Source organism: Streptomyces sp. NPDC028907 (genome assembly GCF_055564995.1).
The window spans coordinates 830,308-853,737 of record NZ_JBVHVE010000002.1 but is presented as its reverse complement, the minus strand read 5'-3'; the positions used below and the strand labels follow the sequence as shown (position 1 = coordinate 853,737).

Sequence of the window (23,430 nt, the reverse complement as noted above, 5' to 3'; positions counted from 1 at the left end):
GATCTCAGGAGCAGCAGATGCCCCTACGCCCGCTTCCCGCCCTCGTCACCTCCGCGCTCGCCCTGACCCTGACCGCGCTGCCGCTGGCCGGGGCGGCGTCCGCGCGGCCCGCGCCGGCCCCGTCGTCGTGCTCCGCGCGGGCGATCGAGGCCGCCACCCCGGACGGCCCGGACGTGAAGGCCCTGTGCGCCGCGCTCGCCGGGCTCCCCGACCAGGACGCGACGGCCGCGCTGATCCGTGTGGGCGGCAAGGGGAACTGGCACGGGGTGGCCGGTGTGCGGGACATGAGAACGGGGGCGCCGGCGCTGGAGAACGCCCGCTTCCGGGCCGGTTCGACGACGAAGGTGGTGACCGCGGCGGTCGTGCTGCAACTCGCCGCCGAGCAGCGGATCTCCCTGGACGGCACGGTGCAGGAGTATCTGCCGGGCCTGCTCACCGAGGAGTTCCGGCCCATCACGGTGCGGCAGTTGCTGAACTTCACCAGCGGTCTGCAGCCGGGCGCGTCCCTCGGCGACAGCACCGAGGACATGTACCCCCACCGGTTCGAGACCCTGACGCCCGCCGAGGTCGTCGCCGCGTCCGTGGCCAAGGGCCCGGACCCCGAGTACGCGCCCGGTGAGCGACAGGACTACGGCAACATCCACTACACCGTGCTCGCCATGCTGATCGAGAAGATCACTGGCGACTCGTACGCCCACCAGGCCGCCGTACGGATCTTCCGGCCGCTCGGCATGCGGCACACCTCGTTCCCCGACGGCCCCGACCCTCGCGTCCACGGCCCGCACAACCGCGGATACGACTGGATCGACGGCAAGTTGACGGACGTGACCGAGTGGAACATGTCCGACCGCTGGGCGGCCGGCGACATGATCTCGACGACCGCGGACCTGGAGCGGCTTCTGGTGGGCGTGTTCAGCGGGCGGATCGTGCCCCAGCCGCAGCTGAAGGAGATGTTCGCGGTGCCGCATGCGGTCGGCGCCACGATGGGCGCGCCGTTCTCGCCCATCGAGGTGAACGGTCGCACCGTCTGGGGCAAGACGGGGTCCCGCCCCGGCTACCACACGGTTGTCGCGGCCACCCGGGACCTGTCCCGGACCGTCGTCTACTCGGTCAATTCGACGGACGCGAGGGGCGACGGCCTGGCCATCGCCCAGCGTTTCGCCTTCCCGGCGTTCAACCGCTGACGGCGACGGAGGCCGGCGGCACCGCGGGTGCCGTCAGTGCCTCCATCCGCTTGATCTTCTTCCGTACGACGTACAGCGGGATCACCCCGAAGACGCCGAAGGACATGTCGATCACCGACCACCAGAAGGGGATGTCGCGGATCGGCCCGCAGATCAGGGCCAGCGGGACGATGCCGGCGCAGGCGATCATCCCGAACTCGACGACCCAGATGTTGCGGACCGGGTCGCGGTAGGGGCCGTAGAAGGCGACGGCGATGACGAGATGCGCGAAGGCCAGCCAGTCCGTGCCGTAGAGCAGGAAGGGGTAGTCGGCATCGGCGGTGTCCAGACCACGCCGCACCCGCTCGATCCAGTCCATGAGGCCGGGGAGGTGCTCCGGCACGGACAGGGCGCGCAACAGGTCCTCGGTCCAGCGCAGTTCGTGGACGAGGGGGAAGGCCGTGGCGCCGCTGAGCACCAGGCAGACGACGAAGAAGGCCAGCCAGACGCGAATGCCCTTGAGCAGGGCGGCTCTGTCGCTCATGGGGTCAGCCTACGCCCATGATTGAACGTGTTCAAAAAGACCCTCCGCCCTCGGACCGGACCTACGATGTCCGCGGTGAACGGAGGAATCATGGCCCTGGACTTGAGCGGGCGGGCCTACCGCGCACAGCGGTGGGCGGCGCGGGCGGCGTTGGCCGCCGCGGGGCTCGCGGTGCTGGTGCCGCTCGCGTACGGCGGTGTCGGCGGGGTTCTGCTGCTGGTGGCCGGTGCGGCGGGGCTGGGCCTCAGCGCGGTCGCGGTGTGGTGGACGCTGACTCTGCGCGGCCCGCTGCGCTGGGCGGCCGCCGTCGTCGCCGTGGCCCTCCCCGCCGCGCTCGTCGCCCTGTTCGCGGCCACCCTGTTCTGGGCCCTGCTGGCGTCCGTGGCGCTGTGGGCGGTGGCCGTGTGGAGCGGCCGGTACGCGTTGCGGGGCACGGGCAGCTCGCGGGTGCGGGTGATGCGGGAACGCAAGACGCCGCCGCCGCGGCGGCCGTATCTGATCATGAACCCGCGCTCGGGCGGCGGGAAGGTGGTCCGCTTCGCGCTTCAGGAGAAGGCCGAGCGCCTCGGCGCCCGTGTCATCCTGCTCGATCCCGACGAGCACCAGGACGTCACCGCCCTGGCCCGCAAGGCCGTGGACGAGGGCGCGGACCTGCTGGGCGTCGCGGGCGGCGACGGCACCCAGGCGCTGGTCGCGGCCGTCGCCGCCGCGTACGACCTCCCGTTCCTGGTGATCAGCGCCGGCACCCGCAACCACTTCGCCATGGACCTCGGCCTCGACCGCGAGGACCCCTCCAGCTGCCTCGACGCGCTCACCGACGGTGTGGAACTCCGCGTCGACCTCGGTTACGCGGGCGGCCGGCCCTTCGTCAACAACGCGTCCTTCGGGGCGTACGCGGCCATCGTGCAGAGCCCCGGCTACCGGGACGACAAGATCGGCACCAGTCTGGAACTACTGCCCGACCTGCTCACCCGGCAGCAGGGCGCGCGACTCACCGCCCGCGCGGCGGACCGGACCCTCGACGCCCCGCACGCCGTGCTGGTCAGCAACAACCCCTACCGCACGGATGACCCCTTCGGCCTCGGCCGCCGTGACCGCCTCGACGCCGCGGTCCTCGGCGTCCTCGGCATCCGGGTGGACAACGCGGCCGAGGCCGCCGGCCTGCTGCTCGACCCGGCACCGGGCGGCCTGACCATCCTGACCGCACCCCACGTGGTCGTCGAGGCCGACCGCCCGGAGATCGAGGCCGGCATCGACGGCGAGGCCCTCGTCCTGCCGACCCCGGTCCACTGCCGCATCGTCCCCGGCGCCCTACGTGTCCGTGTCCCCCGCAAACGCCCCGGCACCCCACAGCCCGTCCCCCGCCTGGACTGGCGCCGACTGCGGAAGCTGGCGGCGACGGTGGGGCGGACGGCGGTGCATCACCGGCGGCCCTGACCAGCGCCCGCGTCGATGCGCAGCGGCCGGTTGGCCCGGGTGAGCCGCTTGCCGACGCCCCAAGGGGCGCGGGGCTGTACCGATATGCGGCTCCGCCGCGGGGCGCGACCAGCCCCCACGCCCCGGCAGCCGGAATACGACCCCTTACGCGTCCAACGAAGTCATGACGTGCTTGATCCGCGTGTAGTCGTCGAAGCCGTACGCCGAAAGGTCCTTGCCGTACCCGGACTTCTTGAACCCGCCGTGCGGCATCTCCGCGACCAGCGGAATGTGCGTGTTGATCCACACGCACCCGAAGTCCAGCTTCTTCGACATCCGCATCGCACGCCCGTGGTCCTTCGTCCACACGGACGAAGCCAGCGCGTACTCCACGCCGTTGGCCCACTCGACGGCCTGGTCCTCGTCCGAGAACGACTGGACGGTGATGACCGGACCGAAGACCTCCTTCTGGATGATCTCGTCGTCCTGCTTCAGCCCGGACACCACGGTCGGCGCGTAGAAGTACCCCTTGTCACCGACCTGGTGGCCACCGGCCTCGACCTTGGCATGGGCGGGCAGCCGCTCGATGAACCCGGAGACCTGCTTGAGCTGGTTGGGGTTGTTGAGCGGGCCGAACAGTACGTCCTCGTCGTCCGGCCGGCCGGTCTTGGTGTCGGCGGCGGCCTTCGCGAGGGCCTGTACGAACTCGTCGTGGATGCCCTCCTGCACGAGCACGCGCGTGGCGGCCGTACAGTCCTGCCCGGCGTTGAAGAAGCCCGCGACGGAGATGTCCTCGACGGCCTTGGCGATGTCGGTGTCGTCGAAGACGACGACCGGCGCCTTGCCGCCCAGCTCCAGGTGGACCCGCTTGAGGTCCTTGGAGGCCGACTCGGCGACCGACATGCCGGCGCGCACGGAGCCGGTGATGGAGGCCATCGCCGGGGTGGGGTGCTCGACCATGAGGCGGCCGGTGTCACGGTCACCCGTGATGACGTTGAAGACACCCTTCGGCAGGATCGCCCCGATGATCTCGGCGATCAGAACCGTCGAGGCCGGAGTGGTGTCCGACGGCTTCAGCACCACGGTGTTGCCCGCCGCGATGGCCGGCGCGAACTTCCACACGGCCATCATCATCGGGTAGTTCCAGGGCGCGACCTGCGCGCAGACGCCGACCGGCTCACGGCGGACGATGGAGGTGAGGCCCTCCATGTACTCACCGGCCGAGCGGCCCTCCAGCATCCGCGCCGCGCCCGCGAAGAAGCGGATCTGGTCCACCATCGGCGGGATCTCCTCGGAGCGGGTCAGCCCGATCGGCTTGCCCGTGTTCTCCACCTCGGCCGCGATGAGCTCCTCGGCCCGGTCCTCGAACGCGTCCGCGATCTTCAGCAGGGCCTTCTGCCGCTCGGCGGGGGTCGTGTCGCGCCAGCCCGGGAAGGCCCGGGCGGCGGCCTCCATCGCGGCGTCGACGTCCGCCTGCCCGGACAGCGGCGCGGTCGCGTACGCCTCGCCCGTCGCGGGGTTGACCACGTCCGTGGTCCGTCCGTCGGCGGCGTCCCGGAACTCACCGTCGATGTAGTTGCGCAGACGACGCAGCTCGGTGCTCACTGCCGGCCTCCTGTCAGGTCTCACTGATGCTGGCTGTCAGTCCTGGTTGTCCAGTTACTGAGACACCCACCCTAGTCGGCCGAGCCACGTTTTCAACACCCCCGATCGCGCCAAGGCTGCGAAATCCGCAAGTCTCGGTCTCGTAAACAACGAATTTCATCGCTGCGGCCTTGCGGAACTGTCGAGACGTCGTGCACAGTGACGTCGTGGCCAGTCGAAGCGCAGAGCACAGGGACTCCCGCGAGTCCAGGACCGGCGGCGGTCCCCAGCTGGACGCCGTCTCCCTCGCCATCATCGAACAACTCCAGGAGGACGGCCGCCGGCCGTACGCCGCCATCGGCAAGGCCGTGGGCCTGTCCGAGGCGGCCGTGCGCCAGCGCGTCCAGAAGTTGCTCGACCAGGGCGTGATGCAGATCGTCGCCGTCACGGACCCGCTCACCGTGGGCTTCCGCAGGCAGGCGATGGTCGGTGTCAACGTCGAGGGCGACGTGGAGTCGGTCGCCGACGCACTGACCGCCATGTCCGAATGCGAGTACGTGGTGATGACCGCCGGGTCCTTCGACCTGATGGTGGAGATCGTCTGCGAGGACGACGACCACCTCCTGGACGTCATCAACCGCCGCATCCGGGCCGTCCCCGGAGTGCGCTCCACCGAGAGCTTCGTCTACCTCAAGCTCAAGAAGCAGACCTACATGTGGGGAACCCGATAACCGTGAGGACCCGATAACCGTGAGCAGCAACAGCCCTCAGGACCTCAGCAGGACCGCGTACGACCACTTGTGGATGCACTTCACGCGCATGTCCTCGTACGAGAAGGCCCCCGTCCCGACCATCGTCCGGGGCGAGGGCACCCACATCTACGACGACAAGGGCAAGCGCTACCTCGACGGGCTCGCCGGCCTGTTCGTGGTACAGGCCGGGCACGGCCGGGTCGAGCTGGCCGAGACCGCGTTCAAGCAGGCTCAGGAGCTGGCGTTCTTCCCGGTGTGGTCCTACGCCCACCCGAAGGCCGTGGAGCTGGCGGAGCGGCTGGCCGACGAGGCGCCGGGCGATCTCAACAAGGTCTTCTTCACCACGGGCGGCGGTGAGGCGGTGGAGACCGCCTGGAAGCTCGCCAAGCAGTACTTCAAGCTGGTCGGCAAGCCCACCAAGTACAAGGTGATCTCCCGCGCGGTGGCGTATCACGGCACCCCGCAGGGCGCCCTGTCCATCACGGGCCTGCCCGGTCTGAAGGCCCCCTTCGAGCCGCTCGTCCCGGGCGCGCACAAGGTCCCGAACACCAACATCTACCGCGCCCCCATCCACGGCGACGACCCGGAGGCCTTCGGGCGCTGGGCCGCCGACCAGATCGAGCAGCAGATCCTCTTCGAGGGCCCGGACACGGTCGCCGCGGTCTTCCTGGAGCCGGTGCAGAACGCGGGCGGCTGCTTCCCGCCCCCGCCCGGCTACTTCCAGCGGGTGCGCGAGATCTGCGACCAGTACGACGTGCTGCTGGTGTCGGACGAGGTCATCTGCGCCTTCGGCCGCCTCGGCACGACGTTCGCCTGCGACAAGTTCGGCTACGTCCCGGACATGATCACCTGCGCCAAGGGCATGACCTCGGGCTACTCCCCGATCGGCGCCTGCATCATCTCCGACCGCCTCGCCGAGCCGTTCTACAAGGGCGACAACACCTTCCTGCACGGCTACACCTTCGGCGGTCACCCCGTGTCGGCCGCGGTGGGCCTCGCCAACCTCGACCTGTTCGAGCGCGAGGGCCTCAACCAGCACGTCCTCGACAACGAGGGCGCCTTCCGCGCGACCCTGGAGAAGCTCCACGACCTGCCGATCGTCGGCGACGTCCGCGGCAACGGGTTCTTCTACGGCATCGAACTCGTCAAGGACAAGGCGACGAAGGAGTCCTTCAACGACGAGGAGACCGAGCGGGTCCTCTACGGCTTCCTCTCCAAGGCCCTGTACGACAACGGCCTGTACTGCCGTGCCGACGACCGCGGCGACCCGGTGGTGCAGCTCGCGCCGCCGCTGATCTCCAACCAGGAGACCTTCGACGAGATCGAGCAGATCCTGCGGGCGACCCTGTCGGAGGCGTGGACCAAGCTCTAGCCGCGACGGCGGGGGTGCACCCGTAGGAGTGAGAAGGGTGCACCACCCGCCGCGTGCTGTCCCTCGTTCCGGTCCCGGATCCTTAGCGTGCCTGGTAACCGATCGGCCCTGTCTTCGTTCCCCCGCACGGGGGAACGGCACGGGAACTACGGATCTGACGAGGTGTACGCCCATGGAGGCTCCGCCGGACAACGATGTGCTCTGGGCACGCGCGCTGCACTTCACGCACCGCGACGGCTCCCCCGCGCTCGGCGGGGTCTCGCTCGGAGTGCGTGACGGCGAGATCCTCGCCGTCACCGGCCCGCGGGGCAGCGGCAAGACGGCTCTCCTGCGGTGTCTGTCCGGCCTGGTCCCGCCGGTGCGCGGCGAGGTCTGGTTCAACAGCGTCCCGGTGCACACCATGGGCGCACTGGCCCGCGAACGGCTCCGCCGCGACCGCTTCACCTGGATCGACCCGACCCCGACGCTCGTCCCCGAGCTGAAGGTCTGGGAGAACGCCGCCCTCCCCCTGATGCTGCGCGGCACCAGCCGCCGGCGCGCCAAGACAGCCGCGCTGGAGTGGCTGAACCGCCTGGACGTCGGCGAGTCGGCCCGCAAGCGCCCGCACCAGCTGGTCCAGGCCGAACGGCAGCGCGTCTGCATCGCCCGGGCGCTCGCCCCCTCGCCCACGGTCCTGTTCGCCGACGAACCGACGGCCCCGCTGCACCGCGCCGACCGCGCCCACATCCTGCGCACCCTGACGACAGCGGCCCGCTCGCACGGCATCACCGTCGTCCTGACCACCTACGACGTGGAGAACGCGGCCTTCGCCGACCGCGCCATCGCCCTTCTCGACGGACGGCGCGTCAACACGGTGCACCTGCCGCCGGTCACCGCGACGGAAGGCCGGGCGGCGTGCTCGCTCTCCGTCTGACCCGAAGCGCCCAGCCCGCCGTACAGCTGCGCCGGCTGCTCGTGGCGGCGGCCTCGGCGGGCACGGGCTTCCTGCTGCTGAGCGCCCTCGGCCACGCGCTGTCCCACGCCGACCCCGGCGCGTCGACCCTGCGCCTGGCCTGGTGCCTGCCGCCGCTCGCCGCGACGATCCACCTCGCGGTGGCCGTGGCCCGCACCGACCCGGGCACCAGGCCCCGCCCCGGCCTCGCGGCGATCGGCCTCGGCCCGGCCCGCCTGATGCTGGTCTCGGCCACCACCACGGCCCTGTCCTGCGCCCTCGGCTCGATGCTCGCCCTGCTGGTCTTCCTCCATCTGCGCGGCGACCTGACCGGCATGCCCTTCGACGGCGCCGCCGCGGAGTTCCTGGCGGCCGACGCGCCCCTCCCGCTGCCGGCCGCCCTGACCCTGCTGACCCTGGTCCCGGCGACCGCGTCGACCACGGTGGCCCTCGCCCTGCGCCCGAAGGAACCCGGGTCCTCCGCGGTACGGGGCGCCGAGGGGAGGTCGTACGGCCGCTTCGGGGCGCACGGCAGTGCGGCGGCACGGGAGACGTTCGGGGCGTACGGGCGGTTCGGGGCGCGACGGCGAGGTGGCCCCAAGGAGGGCGGCACCCCACCGGGGCAGGCGAGCGAGACGGCCCCCGCACCCGTCGAGGCCGAGACCGACACCGAGGACGCCCAGGAGCCCCTGGACCACGCAACCCGCCTCCCCGTGCCCCCCAAACCCCCCGTCGGCCTCCCCTGGGGCATCGCCATCGTCGCCGCGGGCCTGGCCGTGGAGGCCTACGCCGCCCGTGCGGCGAGCGGCGCCCTCGCCCTGCCCTCCGCCCTTCCCACCGGTCCTGCCGGAGTGCTGGCCGGCTGGCTGCTGACCGCTGTCGGACTGGCCCTGGCCGCCCCCGGACTCACCCACTTCTGCGGCCGCCTCCTCCAGGCCGTACGCCCCGGCGCCGTACGGCTGCTGGCGGGACGTGTGCTCATGTCGGAGGCCACTCGTATCGGGCGCCCACTCGGCGTCGTCTGCGCCGTGGCCTCGGCGGCGTATGCCATGGCTTCGCTCTCGGCCCCCTCGGCCGCCGCGACCGTCGGCCCGATCAGCACCCTCGGCGCCGCCGTGGTCACCGGCTGCACCGTGGCCACCCTCCTCACGGCCGCCGTTGAGGCCAGACAGGCCCGTGCCGACACCACGGCCGCCCTGCTCCGCCTCGGCGCCCCCACCACGCTGCTGCGCAGCGCGGCGGCCCTGCGCGCCGGCGCCCTGCTCGCCTTCTTCGGCCCGCTCACCCTGATCGTGGCCGAGCTGGCCGCACTGCCCCTGGCACGCTGAGGCCGACGCGAGAAAAACTCGTACGAAAAAAATCTTCGCCCGGCGATGAGTTCCGCTCGGCCCCCCGGTCTACCCCACCGAACAGCACACACCCCGATGGGAGAGACCACGATGACCGCCCCCGCGTACCAGCAGATGATCTTCCTGAACCTGCCCGTGAACGACCTCGCCGCCTCCAGGAAGTTCTTCACGGAGCTCGGTTACTCGATCAACGAGCAGTTCAGCGACGACACGACGGCCTCTGTCGTGATCAGTGAAACCATCGTCGCGATGGTGCACACCCATGAGAAGTACGCCCAGTTCACGAAGAAGCCGATCGCGGACGCGACGAAGACCAGCGAGGTGCTGATCGCGCTGAGCGCCGAGAGCCGCGAGAAGGTCGACGAGCTGGTCGACAACGCGCTGGCCGCGGGCGGTTCCGTCACCGGCGAGACCCAGGACCACGGCTTCATGTACGGCCGCGCCTTCGACGACCTCGACGGCCACACCTGGGAGGTCGTCTGGATGGACCCGTCGGCCATCGAGGGCTGAGGCGGGCCGCCCCATCCACGGTGCCTAGCATGGGCGGGTGCAGACGATGCCCGCCCATGCGGCCCACCACAACGACCGTGAGATAGAGACGCTCGAGGAGTTCGACGCGACCGTGTCGGCGCGCGGCTCCCTCGCCGGATTCCGTGTCCAGGCCGTCGATCTGACGGACCGTACGCGCGAGCTGCTCACCACCAGCGCCGCGGGCGCCCTCTTCCTCGGTTGTCCGATGCGCGAGGAGGCCGCGGCGAAGATCCGCACGGACGGCGCCCTCGTCTTCCCACCGGTCCCGGGGCTGCCCTTCGACCCGTACCGGGGCCTGGTCTACTCCCCCGACGAACTCTTCGCCTCCCTGGCGGACGGCCCGGACGGCTACGAGAACACGCCCGACGCTGCCGCGTACGCCTGGTTCCAGCGGACCAAGGCCGACGGCGACGTCTACGCCTCGATGCTCCGCGCGGTCCACGACGACTCCGTGTCGGACGCGCTGGACGAACTCCTCGCCGGGGCCCGGGTGGTGGGCGTCATGGGCGGCCACGCGATGCGGCGCGGCACGGAGGCGTACGAGGGTGCCGCGCGGCTCGGCCGGGAGCTGGCCCGTGCCGGTCTGACGGTCGCCACCGGCGGCGGGCCGGGCGCGATGGAGGCGGCCAACCTCGGCGCGTACGCCGCCCCTTACGACGACGAGATGCTCACCGACGCGCTCCGACTGCTGGCGAAGGCGCCTTTGTTCACGCCGTCGGTCACCGAGTGGGCGACGGCCGCCTTCGAGGTCCGTGCGCGCTGGCCGAAGGGCGGCCGTTCCGTCGGCATCCCGACCTGGTTCTACGGCCACGAGCCGCCGAACCCGTTCGCCTCCCACATCGCCAAGTACTTCGCCAACGCCACCCGCGAGGACGGGCTCCTCGCCCGTTCGAACGCCGGGGTCGTCTTCCTGCCGGGAGCCGCGGGCACCGTGCAGGAGATCTTCGACAACGCGACGCCGAACTACTACGAGTCGCGTGGTGAGCCGACCCCGATGGTGCTGGTGAACAGGGCCCACTGGACGGAGAGGTTGCCGACCTGGCCGCTGCTCCAGGCCCTCGCCCGGGAGCGGTCGATGGAGTCCCGTATCGCCCTGGTCGACCGGATCGAGGAGGCTCCGGCGGCGCTGAAACGTCTCAGCGATTAATAAGAGGGCAAAGCCAACGGCTGTGGACCGCATACGCGTTGACACTGCTTATGCCACGCTTATAAACCTGTGAGACTCCTGGGGACGGTGATGTCACGTCGCCGCCGCCTCGTTCAACCCCCCTCAGTGTGCAACTCGTAAGGACAAACGTGTCCATAAACCGCCGTACCGTCGCACGTTCCGTGCGCGCTCTTGGTGTTGCCTCCGCCTCGGCCGCGCTCGCGCTCGGCCTCGCGGGCAACGCGCTCGCTTGCGACATCAGTGAATTCTCCGCCGAAGCCAAGTGCGACGGCGACAAGGGTGTCATCACGGTCACCGACGTGGACCCCAGCGGTGTCCCGGCGACCGTCAGCGTCTTCCTGCAGAACAACGGCGCCGACCTGAAGAAGGTCGGCGAGCAGGTGGTCAAGGGCACCCGCGAGGGTGTCACCATCACCTTCGAGGAGAACTGGAAGCCGGACGCGGAGTACCGCGTCCACGTCAAGGCCGCCGGCTATGTCGACGAGGACATCAAGCCGAACCTGACGACGCCGTCCACGGCCTGCAAGAAGGACGAGGAGAAGCCGCCGGCTCCGTCGGACACCCCGACCCCGTCGGACTCCGCGTCCACCCCTGCCGAGGAGACCGACTCCCCGGCCCCGACCCCCTCGGAGAGCGAGAGCACCGCCCCCGCGGACACGGTCGGCAGCGCCCCGTCCCCGGCGAACGACGACTCCAACCTCGCCGAGACCGGTGCGAACTCCAACACCGGCCTGATCGCCGGCATCGCGGTCGCCCTGGTCGCCGTCGGTGGCGGCGCGGTCTTCTTCGGCCTGCGCCGTCGCGGGACGAGCAGCGACCGCTGACCCGCCCGCACACGGCAACACCCTTGTGGCCCGTCCCCGTTCCCGGGGGCGGGCCATTCGCCTGCCTCTGCCGGTCAGCCGAAGGTAGCCCGCTCCAGCCAGAACTCCAGCAGCTCCCGCTCACCGAGGACCTCCAACTCCGCGCTGTCCAGCGGCAGTCGACGGTAGAAGGCGAGGAGTACGGCGGTGAGAGTGCCGCGGAGCGCGACGGTCGCCTTCTCGTGGCCGCGCCGCCAGCCGATGACCTCCTCGGAGAGGTCGATGACCCACTCCGCGTTCACGTCAGCCGTGTCGTCGGTGGCGTGCAGATGAATGCTGCAGCCCGGCCGCCGTAGCTCCCGCGCCGGATCGTCCGGCAGCGTCCGCTGGGCCCACTCCACGATCTCCAGCCACTCGTCGATCGCGTCGGCCGCGATGTCCGGCGCGACCTCGTACGGCAGCCCGGCGGCGAGCGTCGCGTCCGCGCGGTGGATCGTGATCTCGTGGGTCATGCGGCGAGCCCAGAACCCGGCGTTGAACTCCCCGGTCCAGCTCCACACCTTGGCGTCCGGACCGGCCTCCCGCAGCGCGGCGACGATCATCTCGCCGGTCTCCGCGAGCCACGCGTCGAGCGCGGCGGCGTCGCCCTCACCGTCGGGGCCGGCGGCCCCCGGCACCTGCTCCTCCTCGATCTCCTCCTGCGCCCGCGTCCGCACCATCAGCTCCACCCAGCGCAGGGCGCCGCCGGTATGCCGCACGAGTTGTTCCAGTGACCAGTCCGGGCAGGTCGGCACGGTGGCGGACAGGTCGGCGCCGGAGGTCACAACGGCCCTCAACAGGCCGACCTGGTGGGCGATTTCAGCACAGTAGCGATCATGCGGGAGTGACGTCATGCCCCGCACCCTATGTGCCGGACGATCAGCCCAGCACGACAATTTCCGCCGCGTCGAACTCCACCCCGACCTCGTCCCCGACCGCGGGCGCTTCGCGCAGCGCACACGCCGCTTCGAGGCGCGGCGCGTCCTCCGGCTGGACGTGCACGGCGACGTGCGTGCCCTTGAAGGTGCGGGCCGTGACCGTGCAGAGCAGCCCCGCGTCCGGGGCCACGAGCCGTACGCCGGCCGGCCGTACGAGCAGCGTCCGCGGCCCCTGTGCGGCCCCCTCGGCCACCGGCAGCTTGCCCCAGGGCGTGTCCGCTGCCTCCCCGGCGACGATGCCCTCGACCACGTTGTCGAACCCGAGGAAGCGCGCCACGAACTCGTCCACGGGCCGCTGCCACACCTCCAGCGGCGTCCCGCTCTGGGCGATCCGCCCGTCCCGCATCACCACGACCCGGTCGGCCAGCGCGAAGGCCTCGCCCTGGTCGTGCGTCACGGCCAGCACGGTGGTGCCCAACCGTCCGAACAGCTCCCGGAGTTCGACGACGAGCCGCTCCCGCAGCGAGCGGTCGAGCTGACCCAGCGGCTCGTCCAGCATCAGCAGCCGCGGCCGGGGCGCGAGCGCCCGTGCCAACGCCACCCGCTGCTGTTCCCCGCCGGACAGGGAGGCCACGGCACGTCGGGCGGCGCCCGGCAGCCCGACCAGGTCGAGCAACTCCCGTACTCGCTCGGCCTGTTCGCCCTTCGAGGCGCCGTGCATCCGCGCCCCGAAGGCCACGTTGCCGCCGACGTCGCGCTGCGGGAACAGCTGATGGTCCTGGAACATCAGCCCGACTCCCCGCCTGTGCGCGGGCACGGCCGCCTGGTCCCGCCCGTCGAGCGACACCCGCCCGGCGTCGAGCGCCTGCAGCCCCGCCACCACCCGCAGCAGCGTCGACTTGCCGCTGCCGCTCGGCCCGAGCACACACACGATCTCGTGCTCGGCGACATCGAGGTCGACGCGGTCCAGCACGGGCTGCCCGTCGAACCGTACGGTCGCACCCGCCAGACTCAACAGCATCTAGAACTCCCCCGTCCGATCCGTACGGAGCCGCTCCAACACCAGCAGCGCCACCGCGCACACCACCATCAGTACCGTCGAAAGGGCCATTGCCTGCCCGTAGTTGAGCTCGCCTGCCCGCCCCAGCAGCCGGGCCACGGCGACCGGCAGCGTCGGGTTGTCGGGCCGCGCGATGAACACGGTCGCCCCGAACTCGCCGAGCGACACCGCGAAGGCGAACCCGGCCGCGATCAGCAGCGCCCGCCGCACCATCGGCAGATCCACCTCACGCCAGACCCGCCAGGGCGACGCCCCCAGCACGGAGGCCGCCTCGCGCAGCCGCTGGTCCACGGCCCGCAGCACGGGCAGCATGGTCCGTACGACGAAGGGCACCCCGACCAGCGCCTGCGCCAGCGGCACCAGGATCCAGGTGCTGCGCAGGTCCAGCGGCGGCTCGTCCAGGGCGATCAGGAACCCGAACCCGACCGTCACCGCGGAAACGCCGAGCGGCAGCATCAGCAGCGCGTCGAAGCCCCGGACGAACCGTCCCGCGTCCCGCCGGGTCAGCGCGGCCGCCGCCAGTCCGCCGATCAGCACGGCGATCAGCGTGGCTACGACGGCGTACTGGAGCGAGTTGCCGATCGCCTCGATCGGCGCGACCAGGAAGACCCCGCCGTCGGCGTCGGTCAGCGCCCGGTAGTAGCCGAAGTCGGGCGCGTCCAGCGAGCGCTGCACGAGCACGGCGAGCGGCAGCAGCAGGAGTACGACGATGACGGCCAGCACACCGGCCAGCAGCGCCCACTGCCCCGCCCCACGCGGCCGCCGCGCGGTGACCGAGGCGTCCACGAGACGCAGGGCGCTCTCCCGCCGCCGTACCGTCCAGGCGTGCACGGCGAGGATCGCACCCACCGCGAGGAACTGGATGATCGTCAGGACGGCGGCGGTGGACAGGTCGAAGATCTCGGACGTCTGCCGGTAGATCTCGACTTCGAGGGTGGAGAAGGTGGGGCCGCCGAGGATCTGCACCACACCGAAGGAGGTGAAGGTGAACAGGAAGACCATGAGCGCGGCGGCTGCCACGGCGGGCCCGAGGGCCGGCAGGGTGACGGTCCGCCAAGCGGCGAGACGGGACGCCCCGAGCATCCGCGCGGCCTCCTCCTGCCGCGGGTCGAGTTGCGCCCAGAGACCGCCGACGGTCCGTACGACCACGGCGTAGTTGAAGAAGACGTGCGCGAGCAGGATGGCCCACACGGTCGTGTCGAGCCGTACGCCCCACAGCTCGTCGAGGAGTCCGCCGCGGCCGAGGAGCGCGAGGAACGCCGTGCCGACGACGACCGTCGGCAGCACGAAGGGGACGGTGACGACGGCACGCAGGATCTGCTTGCCGGGGAAGTCGAAGCGGGCGAAGACGTAGGCGCCGGGCAGCGCGATCAGCAGGGTCAGCGCGGTGGAGGCGAGCGCCTGCCAGGTGGTGAACCACAGGACGTGCCGGATGTCGGACTGCCCGGGGACGTCCGCGAGCCGCCCGAACTGCCATACCCCGTCGACCTGGAGACCGCGCGCGACGATCGCGGCGACGGGGTAGGCGAAGAAGAGCGCGAAGAACGCGACGGGCACGGCGATGAGGCCGAGCCGCACCGCCGCGCCCCTCTTCCGCGAGACCTTTACTTCAGTACGAGCGAGGTCCACGACTTGACCCAGTCGTCACGGTTGTCGGCGATCTTCGCCGGGTCCATGGTCTCGGGGCTCTTGGCCTGCGGCCCGTACTTCGTGAACTCCTCGGGCACCTCTGCGCCGTCCACCACCGGGTAGACGAACATGTTGAGCGGCATGTCCTCCTGGAACGTCCTGGTGAGCAGGAAGTCGAGGAGCGCCTTGCCGCCCGCGGCGTTCTCGGCGTTGCTCAGCAGGCCGGCGTACTCGACCTGCCGGAAGCAGGTGCCCTCGGCCACCCCGGTCGGAGCCGTCGTCGGCTTCGGGTCGCCGTAGATCACCTCGGCGGGCGGCGAGGAGGCGTACGACACTACGAGCGGCCGGTCGGCCTTGGCCTTCTTGCCGCCCGCGGAGCCCGAGAACTCCTCGTTGTAGGCCTGCTCCCAGCCGTCGACGACCTTCACACCGTTCGCCTTCAGCTTCTTCCAGTAGCCCTCCCAGCCGTCGTCGCCGTACTTGGCGGCGGTGCCGAGCAGGAAGCCGAGGCCGGGCGAGGAGGTGGAGGCGTTCTCGGTGACCAGGAGGTTCTTGTAGGCGGGCTTGACCAGGTCGTCGTACGACGTCGGCGGGGCGAGCTTGTGCTCGCTGAAGTAGGCCTTGTCGTAGTTGACGCAGATGTCGCCGGTGTCGATCGGGGTGACCCGGTGCTGGTCCTGGTCGGCCCGGTACCGGGCCTCGATCTTGTCGGCGCCCTTCGGCTCGTAGGACTGGAACAGGTCGTTGTCGAGCGCCCGGGACAGCAGGGTGTTGTCGACGCCGAAGAAGACGTCGCCCTGCGGGTTGTCCTTGGTCAGGATCGCCTTGTTCAAGGCCTGCCCGGCGTCGCCGTCCTCCAGGACCTTGACCTTGTAGCCGGACTGCTTCTCGAAGGCGGCGATGACGTCCTTGGAGACGGCCCACGAGTTGTGACTGACGAGGGTCACGGTCTTGCTCTTGGACTCGGAGGTGTCGCTCCCCGAGTCGGACGACCCGCACGCGGACAGCGTGACGAGACCGATTCCCACGGCGAAGACCGTGGCCTTCGTGGTGATGCTCACTTGATTCCTCCTGGGGTTGACCAGGAAGAGACGCGGCCCTGCCCGGGAGCCCTCTCATCGGCTCCCGGGCAGGGCGCAACAGCTTGAGTAGTGACCGAACTTCCTACCCAGAATGACCTGGGCGAGGTTCAGAGGGTCTGCGGCCCGATTGCCGCACTCTCAGCGCTGTGGCGCTCCCCTGTCGGAATATGAAGATGTACTTACGACAGCCTTACGGTGGTCAGACTACCGCTCGGTCGCGGCGAGCTGCCCACATGCTCCGTCGATCTCCTGACCACGGGTGTCCCGGATCGTCACCGGCACACCATGAGCGGCGATGGCCTCGACGAACGCCTTCTCGTCCTCGGGCCGGGAGGCGGTCCACTTCGACCCGGGCGTCGGGTTCAGCGGAATCAGGTTCACATGCACCGGCTTGCCCTTGAGCAGCCGCCCGAGCCGGTCACCACGCCAGGCCTGGTCGTTGATGTCCCGGATCAGGGCGTACTCGATCGACAGCCGCCGCCCGCTCTTGCCGACGTACTCGAACCCGGCGTCGAGCACCTCACGCACCTTCCACCGCGTGTTCACGGGGACGAGGGTGTCGCGCAGCTCGTCGTCGGGCGCGTGCAGCGAGATCGCGAGCCGGCACTTGAAGCCCTCGTCGGCGAACCGGTGGATGGCCGGCACGAGCCCGACGGTCGAGACGGTGATCCCGCGCTGGGACAGCCCCAGCCCGTCCGGCTCCGGATCGGTGAGCCGCCGAATCGCGCCCACGACCCGGTTGTAGTTGGCGAGCGGTTCGCCCATCCCCATGAAGACGATGTTGGACAGCCGAGCAGACCCCCCGGGAACCTCCCCGTCCCGCAGGGCCCGCATCCCGTCCACGATCTGATGCACGATCTCGGCGGTCGACAGATTCCGGTCAAGACCCGCCTGCCCCGTGGCGCAGAACGGACAGTTCATCCCGCACCCGGCCTGCGAACTGATGCACATCGTCACCCGGTCCGGATACCGCATCAGCACCGACTCGACGAGCGTCCCGTCGAACAGCCGCCACAACGTCTTGCGTGTGTCGCCCTGGTCCGTCGACAGATGCCGTACGACGGTCATCAGCTCGGGAAACAGCTCCTCCCGCAGCTTGTCCCGCGAACCGGCCGGGATGTCGGTCCACTGCTGCGGATCATGCGCGTACCGCGCGAAGTAGTGCTGCGACAGCTGCTTGGCACGAAACGGCTTCTCCCCGATCGCGGCGACAGCGTCCTTGCGCTCACCGGGCGTGAGATCGGCAAGATGCCGCGGCGGCTTCTTGGCTCCGCGCGGGGCGACGAAAGTGAGTTCTCCGGGCTTAGGCATGGCTGTACCAGTGTCGCAGATCGACTTGGGTGACCTGAGCGCCGCACCATGCGGGGGTGCCACGCCTCCCGGAGCAGCTCTCCGTAGGGGTGAACGGGCTGGTCAGCACTTGCGACGGCCGCCGCGATCCCCGGCAGGCCGACGTGATCTCCGGCGCGGCGCAGGGCGAGCGTCTCGACGAGGTCGAGGTCTCGACGGACGACGACGAGGTCGGCCGGGCGGTCGACGACCCGAACCAGGCGATCGAGGACCGCGACCGGGCCGTCCTGAACGCCGACACCGAACCGAGTTCCGGCAGGGTCGACGCCGCGGCGGAGGGGTCGAGGGACGTCTGCGTGTCGTAGGCGGTGCGGTGCGGCTAATCGGTCGAGCGCTCCAGCCTGTCCTTGAGGAGTTGCTCGTCGCGCGGGAGTTCCTTGCGGACCTGCGGGCGGACGACGAGGGGCACAAGGACCTTGCCGAGACCGTGCCCTTCGAAGTCGATGTCGATCGTCACGCGGGAGCGGCGACCGTCGTCGAGCGGTTCGATCTCACCGTGGGTACGGGGCCTGACGGGACCGTCGACCCCGTGCAGATCCCAACTGTGCGGCGGGTCGAGCTCGTCGAACTGCACGGTCATCGGAACCTCGCGGCTGCCGACGCGCCGGGTGACCCGGACCCGGGAGCCCGTCTGGATCGGCCCTTCGTCGAGCTGCTCGGCCGAGACGGCGCTCAGCTGCCACTCCGGCAGATGGGACGGGTCGGTGACATACGCGTAGACCTCGCCGGGTGGCCGGTCGACGTCGATGAATTCTCGGATGATGGCCATGACGACCCCCTTTGCGGTGCCGTGCGGGCGTACACCGGAATCGTCCCACCGGAGACCCCTGGGCACCATCGCGGACCTGAGCCGAAGGCCGAGGAAGGCCGAGGAGCCCCCGCTCGGCAGAGAGCGGAGGCCCCTCGGTGTGGCTCTTCGGACCGGCCCTGCCGTCAGCCGGAACCCACGAACAGCACCATCAGCAACCACACCACCGGCGCCGTGGGCAACAACGAGTCCAGCCGATCCATGATCCCGCCATGACCCGGCAGCAGCGTGCCCATGTCCTTGATGCCCAGGTCCCGCTTGATCATCGACTCGCCGAGGTCGCCCAGCGTGGCACTGGCCGCGACCGCGAGGCCCAGCAGCAGGCCCTGCCACCAGGTGCCGTCGTCGATCAGGAACTGCATGCACAGCGCGCCCGCCACCATCGCGAAGCTCACCGCGCCGAGCAGGCCCTCGCGGGTCTTGCCGGGGCTGATGCGCGGGGCGAGCTTGTGCTTGCCGAAGCGCCAGCCGACGGCGTACGCGCCGGTGTCACTGACGACGGTCAGCAGCAGAAACGTCAGCACCCGCCAGGCGCCGTCGTCGGCCGTCAGCATCATCGCGACGAACGTCGCCAGGAACGGCACGTAGAACGCCGCGAACACGCCCGCGGTGACGTCCTTGAGGTAGCCCTCCGGCGGCTCGGTCATCCGCCAGACCAGTACGGCCAGCGCGGTCAGCGCCATCGACACCCAGGCGCCCTCGGCACCCCGGACGTACCCGGCGATCACCATGGCCGCGCCGCCGAGCGCGAGCGGGACGAGCGGCGCCTTGATGCCCTTGCGCTCCTCGAGCCGCCTGGTCAGCTCCCACAGGCCCACGACGACGGCGACCGCGACCACACCGACGAACACGGCCTTGACGACGAACAGCGAAGCGACGATCACCACACCGAGCGCGACACCGACTCCTATGGCCGCACCCAGGTCGCGCCCCGCGCTCTTCTTCTGCGGCTGGGGCGCCGGCTGTGGGGCGTCGGGCATGGGCTCCGGATTCTGCGGCGCCGCCTCGAAGGGCCGCGCCTGCGGCGTGTCGTACGGCCGCACGCGCGGCGGCTGTTCGCGGAACAAGGGGCCGCTCAGCCGAGCGGCCCCCCGGTCGTCATCCTGGTCCCCGCCATACGCGGGTACGTCGGGCACGATGGGCATGGGGCGAGTCTGCTGCGCCTCAGGCGCATCGTACGCGGGACCCGCCGGGGCAGCCCCCTGGACAGGTCCACGTGCGGCGGCCCCCCAGTAACCGGCTTGCCCGGCTTGTGGCGGTGCCCCCCAGGAAGAGTCGTTCATCAGACCTCGAGAAGCTCCGCTTCCTTGTGCTTGAGGAGCTCGTCCACCTGCGCGACGTACTTGTGCGTGGTGTCGTCGAGTTCCTTCTCCGCACGACGGCCCTCGTCCTCGCCGATCTCGCCGTCCTTGATCAGCTTGTCGATGGCGTCCTTGGCCTTGCGGCGCACGGAGCGGATGGACACGCGGGCGTCCTCGGCCTTGCCCTTGGCGACCTTGATGTAGTCGCGGCGGCGCTCCTCGGTGAGCTCGGGGAACACCACTCGGATGATGTTGCCGTCATTGCTCGGGTTGACGCCGAGGTCGGAGTCGCGGATCGCCTGCTCGATGTTGCGCAGGGCGCTCTTGTCGAACGGGGTCACGACGGCCATGCGCGGCTCCGGCACGGAGAACGAAGCCAGCTGGTTGATCGGCGTCGGCGCACCGTAGTAGTCGGCCACGATCTTGTTGAACATCGCCGGGTGCGCACGGCCGGTGCGGATCGCGGCGAAGTCCTCCTTGGCGACCACGACGGCCTTCTCCATCTTCTCCTCGGCCTCGAGGAGGGTCTCTTCGATCACCACTTGCTCCTGCGTGTCTTGAGTAAAAGGCCCGGCTGCGGTTCCTGGGTGGGGGCGGCGGCCGGCTGCGTCGCGTCTTCTTCCTGCACGGTTCCCGACCGGCAGGACATTGTCCATCCCCCGGTCAGGGTCCGCCCCGTCCGTCCCCCGGACGGGTTCGTTGTCGGAGTTGTCGGAGCGTCAGCCCCGACCGCCCTGCTCACCCACAAGCGTGCCGATCTTCTCACCCTTGACGGCACGCGCGATATTGCCCTCCGCCAGGAGCTCGAAGACGAGGATCGGGAGCTTGTTGTCGCGGCACAGGGTGATCGCCGTGGCGTCGGCGACCTTGAGGTCGCGGGTGATGACCTCGCCGTAGCCGAGGGAGTCGAACTTGACGGCGTCCGGGTTGCGCTTGGGGTCGGAGTCGTAGACCCCGTCCACCCCGTTCTTGCCCATGAGCAGCGCCTCGGCGTCGATCTCCAGGGCACGCTGGGCGGCGGTGGTGTCGGTGGAGAAGTACGGCATGCCCATACCGGCGCCGAAGATGACCACGCGGCCCTTCTCCAGGTGCCGTACGGCGCGCAGCGGGATGTACGGCTCGGCGACCTGGCCCATGGTGATGGCGGTCTGGACCCGGCTGTCGATGCCCTCCTTCTCCAGGAAGTCCTGGAGGGCGAGGCAGTTCATGACGGTGCCGAGCATGCCCATGTAGTCGGAGCGGGCCCGGTCCATGCCGCGCTGCTGGAGTTCGGCGCCGCGGAAGAAGTTGCCGCCGCCGATGACGACCGCGACCTGCGCGCCGTCGCGCACGACGGCCGCGATCTCGCGGGCGATCTTGTGCACCACGTCCGGGTCGACGCCGAGGCCCCCGCCACCGGAGAAGGCCTCTCCGGACAGCTTCAGCAGAAACCGGCCGCGTACTTTGCCGTCGTCGCTCTTCTGGGCCTTGGTGGTCATCGAGATCCCGCCTTTGTTACGTGGTGCACATACGAAGAAGGCCATTGCCGGTTGGGGCGTGTTTCGCATCCCATGCGCGGCAATGGCCTCCTCGTCAGATCTGCTGTCGTCCGTCACGCACGCGTGCGCGGTGACGGAGTCCGCCAACGACTGCCCTCGACCCTATAGGGACCGGGCGCCGATCGCGGCACGGACTCAGATGCCGACCTTGATACGCGAGAAGCGCTTCAGGGTGACACCGGCCTCGTCCAGGATCTTCTGGACGGACTTCTTGTTGTCGAGCGCGTAGGGCTGGCCGAGCAGCGTGGCGTCCTTGAAGAAGCCGTTGAGGCGACCCTCGACGATCTTCGGCAGGGCGGCCTCGGGCTTGCCCTCGGCGCGGGTGGTCTCCTCGGCGACGCGGCGCTCGGACTCGACGACCTCGGCCGGCACGTCCTCCTTGGAGAGGTACTTCGGCGCGAAGGCGGCGATGTGCTGGGCGACGCCCTTGGCGACCTCGGCGTTCGGCTTGTCCAGCTCGACCAGGACACCGATCTGCGGGGGCAGGTCGGGCATCGTCCGGTGCATGTACGCGAGGACGAAGCCGTCGGCGAACTGCGCGAAGCGGTCCAGGACGATCTTCTCACCGAGGTTGGCGTTGGCCTCGTCCACGAACGCCTGGACGGTCTTGCCGGCCTCGATCTCGGAGGCGAGCAGGGCGTCGAGGTCGGCCGGGGAGGTCGCGGCGACGTGCTGCGCGATCTGGTTGGCGACGGCCTGGAACTTCTCGCCCTTGGCGACGAAGTCCGTCTCGCACTTCAGCTCGACGAGGACGCCGGAGGAGTTGTCGTCGGCGATGATCGAGACCACGGCGCCGTTCTCGGCGGAGCGGCCCTCGCGCTTGGCGACGCCCTTCTGGCCCTTGATCCGGAGCGCCTCGACGGCCTTCTCGACGTTGCCCTCGGCCTCGTCCAGCGCCTTCTTGCAGTCCATCATGCCGGCGCCGGTGAGCTCACGGAGCTTCTTGACGTCAGCGGCGGTGTAGTTCGCCATGAGTCTGTGAATCTTTCTCGAAGTCTGGAAGATCGAAGATCTACGGGGTCTGCGGCTCCCGAGGAGTAGCCGGTGCCGCCGACCTTCCGTCGACCTACGGGTGAACGGCGGGAGCGGATTTCATGCCGCTCCCGCCGTCAACGCCGACGGTGTCAGGCCTGCTCGCCCTCGGCGGCCGGAGCCTCGGTGGCCGGAGCCTCCGTGGCCGGAGCCTCCGTGGCGGGGGCCTCGGCGGCCGGAGCCTCAGCGGCGGGCGCCTCGGCAGCAGGGGCCTCGGCGGCGGCCGGGGCCTCCTCGGCCTTCTTCTCACCCTCGAGCAGGTCGCGCTCCCACTCGGCGAGCGGCTCGCCCGCGGCCTTCTCACCCTTGTCGCCGGTGGCGACGCCGGAGCGGGCGATGAGGCCCTCGGCGACGGCGTCGGCGATCACGCGGGTGAGCAGGGTGACGGAGCGGATCGCGTCGTCGTTGCCCGGGATCTTGTAGTCGACCTCGTCGGGGTCACAGTTGGTGTCGAGGATGGCGACGACCGGGATGTTGAGCTTCCGGGCCTCGCCGACCGCGATGTGCTCCTTCTTGGTGTCCACGATCCAGACGGCGCTGGGCACCTTCTGCATCTCGCGGATACCGCCGAGGGTCTTCTCCAGCTTGGCCTTCTCGCGGGAGAGGACCAGCAGCTCCTTCTTGGTCAGACCGGAGGACGCGACGTCCTCGAAGTCGATCTGCTCAAGCTCCTTGAGGCGCTGCAGGCGCTTGTAGACGGTCGAGAAGTTGGTGAGCATGCCGCCCAGCCAGCGCTGGTTGACGTAGGGCATGCCGACGCGGGTGGCCTGCTCGGCGATGGCCTCCTGCGCCTGCTTCTTCGTGCCGACGAACATGACCGTGCCGCCGTGGGCGACGGTCTCCTTGACGAACTCGTAGGCGCGGTCGATGTACGACAGCGACTGGAGCAGGTCGATGATGTAGATGCCGTTGCGCTCCGTGAAGATGAAGCGCTTCATCTTCGGGTTCCAACGACGGGTCTGGTGACCGAAGTGGACGCCGCTCTCCAGCAGCTCCCGCATCGTGACGACGGCCATGGCCGCACTCCTTGAATGTTCTCGGTTGTGCCGCGGATGCCGGACGGCTTCCGCGCCTGACGCCCACATGCGCCGTGCCACGAA

General features: G+C 70.2%; 23 protein-coding genes. 10 read left to right on the top strand and 13 right to left on the bottom strand.

The genetic code is table 11. From position 1 onward, the window contains the following. Positions 1 to 17 precede the first annotated feature (17 nt). Positions 18 to 1,184, top strand: coding sequence for a serine hydrolase domain-containing protein (locus ACZ4UU_RS08410; RefSeq protein WP_468037654.1), 1,167 nt, complete (start codon positions 18 to 20; stop codon positions 1,182 to 1,184). On the opposite strand, the gene ACZ4UU_RS08405 is transcribed toward ACZ4UU_RS08410, so the two are convergent. Continuing rightward, entirely contained in the window at positions 1,174 to 1,707 is a 534-nt protein-coding gene (locus ACZ4UU_RS08405) for a hypothetical protein (protein ID WP_468037652.1), read from the bottom strand. The genes ACZ4UU_RS08410 and ACZ4UU_RS08405 overlap by 11 nt on opposite strands. 90 nt (positions 1,708 to 1,797) lie before the next feature. Here ACZ4UU_RS08405 and ACZ4UU_RS08400 point away from each other — a divergent pair, with 90 nt between their 5' ends. Next, complete coding sequence (locus ACZ4UU_RS08400) at positions 1,798 to 3,144, top strand: diacylglycerol/lipid kinase family protein (RefSeq protein WP_468037903.1); 1,347 nt, start codon at positions 1,798 to 1,800, stop codon at positions 3,142 to 3,144. A 144-nt stretch (positions 3,145 to 3,288) separates the two neighbouring features. Here ACZ4UU_RS08400 and ACZ4UU_RS08395 read toward each other — a convergent pair whose 3' ends face one another. Beyond that, positions 3,289 to 4,728 (bottom strand): gamma-aminobutyraldehyde dehydrogenase, encoded by a 1,440-nt coding sequence (locus tag ACZ4UU_RS08395; protein ID WP_468037650.1) that lies wholly within the window; start codon positions 4,726 to 4,728, stop codon positions 3,289 to 3,291. A 191-nt stretch (positions 4,729 to 4,919) separates the two neighbouring features. Between ACZ4UU_RS08395 and ACZ4UU_RS08390 the strand changes: the two genes are divergently transcribed. The 7 genes from ACZ4UU_RS08390 to ACZ4UU_RS08360 all read left to right on the top strand — a co-directional run bounded on the left by ACZ4UU_RS08390 (position 4,920) and on the right by ACZ4UU_RS08360 (position 11,634). After that, positions 4,920 to 5,438 (top strand): Lrp/AsnC family transcriptional regulator, encoded by a 519-nt coding sequence (locus ACZ4UU_RS08390; RefSeq protein WP_217215140.1) that lies wholly within the window; start codon positions 4,920 to 4,922, stop codon positions 5,436 to 5,438. Between the two features lie 19 nt (positions 5,439 to 5,457). Beyond that, positions 5,458 to 6,831, top strand: coding sequence for an aspartate aminotransferase family protein (locus ACZ4UU_RS08385; RefSeq protein ID WP_468037648.1), 1,374 nt, complete (start codon positions 5,458 to 5,460; stop codon positions 6,829 to 6,831). Between the two features lie 172 nt (positions 6,832 to 7,003). Beyond that, on the top strand, positions 7,004 to 7,744 hold the full coding sequence (locus ACZ4UU_RS08380; protein ID WP_468037646.1) for an ABC transporter ATP-binding protein: 741 nt from the start codon (positions 7,004 to 7,006) through the stop codon (positions 7,742 to 7,744). Further along, complete coding sequence (locus tag ACZ4UU_RS08375; protein WP_468037644.1) at positions 7,726 to 9,090, top strand: hypothetical protein; 1,365 nt, start codon at positions 7,726 to 7,728, stop codon at positions 9,088 to 9,090. The genes ACZ4UU_RS08380 and ACZ4UU_RS08375 overlap by 19 nt, the downstream gene beginning before the upstream one ends. 111 nt (positions 9,091 to 9,201) lie before the next feature. Continuing rightward, a complete protein-coding gene (locus ACZ4UU_RS08370; protein ID WP_468037642.1) occupies positions 9,202 to 9,621 on the top strand; it encodes a VOC family protein in 420 nt (139 codons plus the stop codon). Between the two features lie 37 nt (positions 9,622 to 9,658). Beyond that, positions 9,659 to 10,789 (top strand): LOG family protein, encoded by a 1,131-nt coding sequence (locus ACZ4UU_RS08365; protein ID WP_468037640.1) that lies wholly within the window; start codon positions 9,659 to 9,661, stop codon positions 10,787 to 10,789. A gap of 182 nt (positions 10,790 to 10,971) precedes the next feature. Further along, positions 10,972 to 11,634 carry an LAETG motif-containing sortase-dependent surface protein gene (locus ACZ4UU_RS08360; protein ID WP_468037638.1) on the top strand — a complete coding sequence of 221 codons (663 nt, stop codon included), beginning with the start codon at positions 10,972 to 10,974 and terminating at the stop codon, positions 11,632 to 11,634. 74 nt (positions 11,635 to 11,708) lie between these two features. Here ACZ4UU_RS08360 and ACZ4UU_RS08355 read toward each other — a convergent pair whose 3' ends face one another. The 5 genes from ACZ4UU_RS08355 to rlmN form a co-directional block, all read right to left on the bottom strand. Beyond that, a complete protein-coding gene (locus ACZ4UU_RS08355; RefSeq protein WP_468037636.1) occupies positions 11,709 to 12,506 on the bottom strand; it encodes a maleylpyruvate isomerase family mycothiol-dependent enzyme in 798 nt (265 codons plus the stop codon). Positions 12,507 to 12,531: 25 nt separating this feature from the next. Then, positions 12,532 to 13,551: an ABC transporter ATP-binding protein gene (locus ACZ4UU_RS08350; RefSeq protein WP_468037634.1), complete on the bottom strand. Its 1,020-nt coding sequence runs from the start codon at positions 13,549 to 13,551 to the stop codon at positions 12,532 to 12,534. Beyond that, the gene (locus ACZ4UU_RS08345) at positions 13,552 to 15,219 is read right to left on the bottom strand and encodes an ABC transporter permease (RefSeq protein ID WP_468037632.1); all 1,668 of its coding nucleotides are present in this window, start codon (positions 15,217 to 15,219) and stop codon (positions 13,552 to 13,554) included. Continuing rightward, positions 15,195 to 16,280 carry a thiamine ABC transporter substrate-binding protein gene (locus tag ACZ4UU_RS08340; protein ID WP_468037630.1) on the bottom strand — a complete coding sequence of 362 codons (1,086 nt, stop codon included), beginning with the start codon at positions 16,278 to 16,280 and terminating at the stop codon, positions 15,195 to 15,197. The genes ACZ4UU_RS08345 and ACZ4UU_RS08340 overlap by 25 nt, the downstream gene beginning before the upstream one ends. A gap of 225 nt (positions 16,281 to 16,505) precedes the next feature. Further along, positions 16,506 to 17,612, bottom strand: a complete 1,107-nt coding sequence (gene rlmN, locus ACZ4UU_RS08335; protein WP_468037628.1) for a dual-specificity RNA methyltransferase RlmN — start codon at positions 17,610 to 17,612, stop codon at positions 16,506 to 16,508. Positions 17,613 to 17,668: 56 nt separating this feature from the next. Between rlmN and ACZ4UU_RS08330 the strand changes: the two genes are divergently transcribed. Further along, complete coding sequence (locus ACZ4UU_RS08330; RefSeq protein ID WP_468037626.1) at positions 17,669 to 17,956, top strand: hypothetical protein; 288 nt, start codon at positions 17,669 to 17,671, stop codon at positions 17,954 to 17,956. 14 nt (positions 17,957 to 17,970) lie between these two features. Here ACZ4UU_RS08330 and ACZ4UU_RS08325 read toward each other — a convergent pair whose 3' ends face one another. The 6 genes from ACZ4UU_RS08325 to rpsB all read right to left on the bottom strand — a co-directional run bounded on the left by ACZ4UU_RS08325 (position 17,971) and on the right by rpsB (position 23,346). Continuing rightward, a complete protein-coding gene (locus tag ACZ4UU_RS08325) occupies positions 17,971 to 18,420 on the bottom strand; it encodes an SRPBCC family protein (protein ID WP_468037624.1) in 450 nt (149 codons plus the stop codon). A gap of 164 nt (positions 18,421 to 18,584) precedes the next feature. After that, positions 18,585 to 19,742 carry a phosphatidate cytidylyltransferase gene (locus ACZ4UU_RS08320; protein WP_468037622.1) on the bottom strand — a complete coding sequence of 386 codons (1,158 nt, stop codon included), beginning with the start codon at positions 19,740 to 19,742 and terminating at the stop codon, positions 18,585 to 18,587. Continuing rightward, a complete protein-coding gene (gene frr / locus ACZ4UU_RS08315) occupies positions 19,742 to 20,299 on the bottom strand; it encodes a ribosome recycling factor (RefSeq protein WP_147994035.1) in 558 nt (185 codons plus the stop codon). The genes ACZ4UU_RS08320 and frr overlap by 1 nt, the downstream gene beginning before the upstream one ends. Positions 20,300 to 20,479: 180 nt before the next feature. Then, positions 20,480 to 21,238, bottom strand: a complete 759-nt coding sequence (pyrH, locus tag ACZ4UU_RS08310) for a UMP kinase (RefSeq protein ID WP_062723113.1) — start codon at positions 21,236 to 21,238, stop codon at positions 20,480 to 20,482. A 195-nt stretch (positions 21,239 to 21,433) separates the two neighbouring features. Next, positions 21,434 to 22,270, bottom strand: coding sequence for a translation elongation factor Ts (gene tsf, locus ACZ4UU_RS08305; RefSeq protein ID WP_062723114.1), 837 nt, complete (start codon positions 22,268 to 22,270; stop codon positions 21,434 to 21,436). 152 nt (positions 22,271 to 22,422) lie between these two features. After that, the gene (gene rpsB, locus ACZ4UU_RS08300) at positions 22,423 to 23,346 is read right to left on the bottom strand and encodes a 30S ribosomal protein S2 (RefSeq protein ID WP_468037619.1); all 924 of its coding nucleotides are present in this window, start codon (positions 23,344 to 23,346) and stop codon (positions 22,423 to 22,425) included. Positions 23,347 to 23,430: the final 84 nt, after the last annotated feature.

Bases quoted from the DNA above. Each gene is read 5' to 3' on its own strand.
- ACZ4UU_RS08410 (WP_468037654.1), top strand. From the start codon at position 18: ATGCCCCTACGCCCGCTTCCCGCCCTCGTCACCTCCGCGCTCGCCCTG.
- tsf (WP_062723114.1), bottom strand. From the start codon at position 22,270: ATGGCGAACTACACCGCCGCTGACGTCAAGAAGCTCCGTGAGCTCACC.
- pyrH (WP_062723113.1), bottom strand. From the start codon at position 21,238: ATGACCACCAAGGCCCAGAAGAGCGACGACGGCAAAGTACGCGGCCGG.
- ACZ4UU_RS08320 (WP_468037622.1), bottom strand. From the start codon at position 19,742: ATGAACGACTCTTCCTGGGGGGCACCGCCACAAGCCGGGCAAGCCGGT.
- ACZ4UU_RS08380 (WP_468037646.1), top strand. From the start codon at position 7,004: ATGGAGGCTCCGCCGGACAACGATGTGCTCTGGGCACGCGCGCTGCAC.
- ACZ4UU_RS08350 (WP_468037634.1), bottom strand. From the start codon at position 13,551: ATGCTGTTGAGTCTGGCGGGTGCGACCGTACGGTTCGACGGGCAGCCC.
- ACZ4UU_RS08405 (WP_468037652.1), bottom strand. From the start codon at position 1,707: ATGAGCGACAGAGCCGCCCTGCTCAAGGGCATTCGCGTCTGGCTGGCC.
- ACZ4UU_RS08370 (WP_468037642.1), top strand. From the start codon at position 9,202: ATGACCGCCCCCGCGTACCAGCAGATGATCTTCCTGAACCTGCCCGTG.
- ACZ4UU_RS08355 (WP_468037636.1), bottom strand. From the start codon at position 12,506: ATGACGTCACTCCCGCATGATCGCTACTGTGCTGAAATCGCCCACCAG.
- rlmN (WP_468037628.1), bottom strand. From the start codon at position 17,612: ATGCCTAAGCCCGGAGAACTCACTTTCGTCGCCCCGCGCGGAGCCAAG.
- ACZ4UU_RS08400 (WP_468037903.1), top strand. From the start codon at position 1,798: ATGGCCCTGGACTTGAGCGGGCGGGCCTACCGCGCACAGCGGTGGGCG.
- rpsB (WP_468037619.1), bottom strand. From the start codon at position 23,346: ATGGCCGTCGTCACGATGCGGGAGCTGCTGGAGAGCGGCGTCCACTTC.
- ACZ4UU_RS08325 (WP_468037624.1), bottom strand. From the start codon at position 18,420: ATGGCCATCATCCGAGAATTCATCGACGTCGACCGGCCACCCGGCGAG.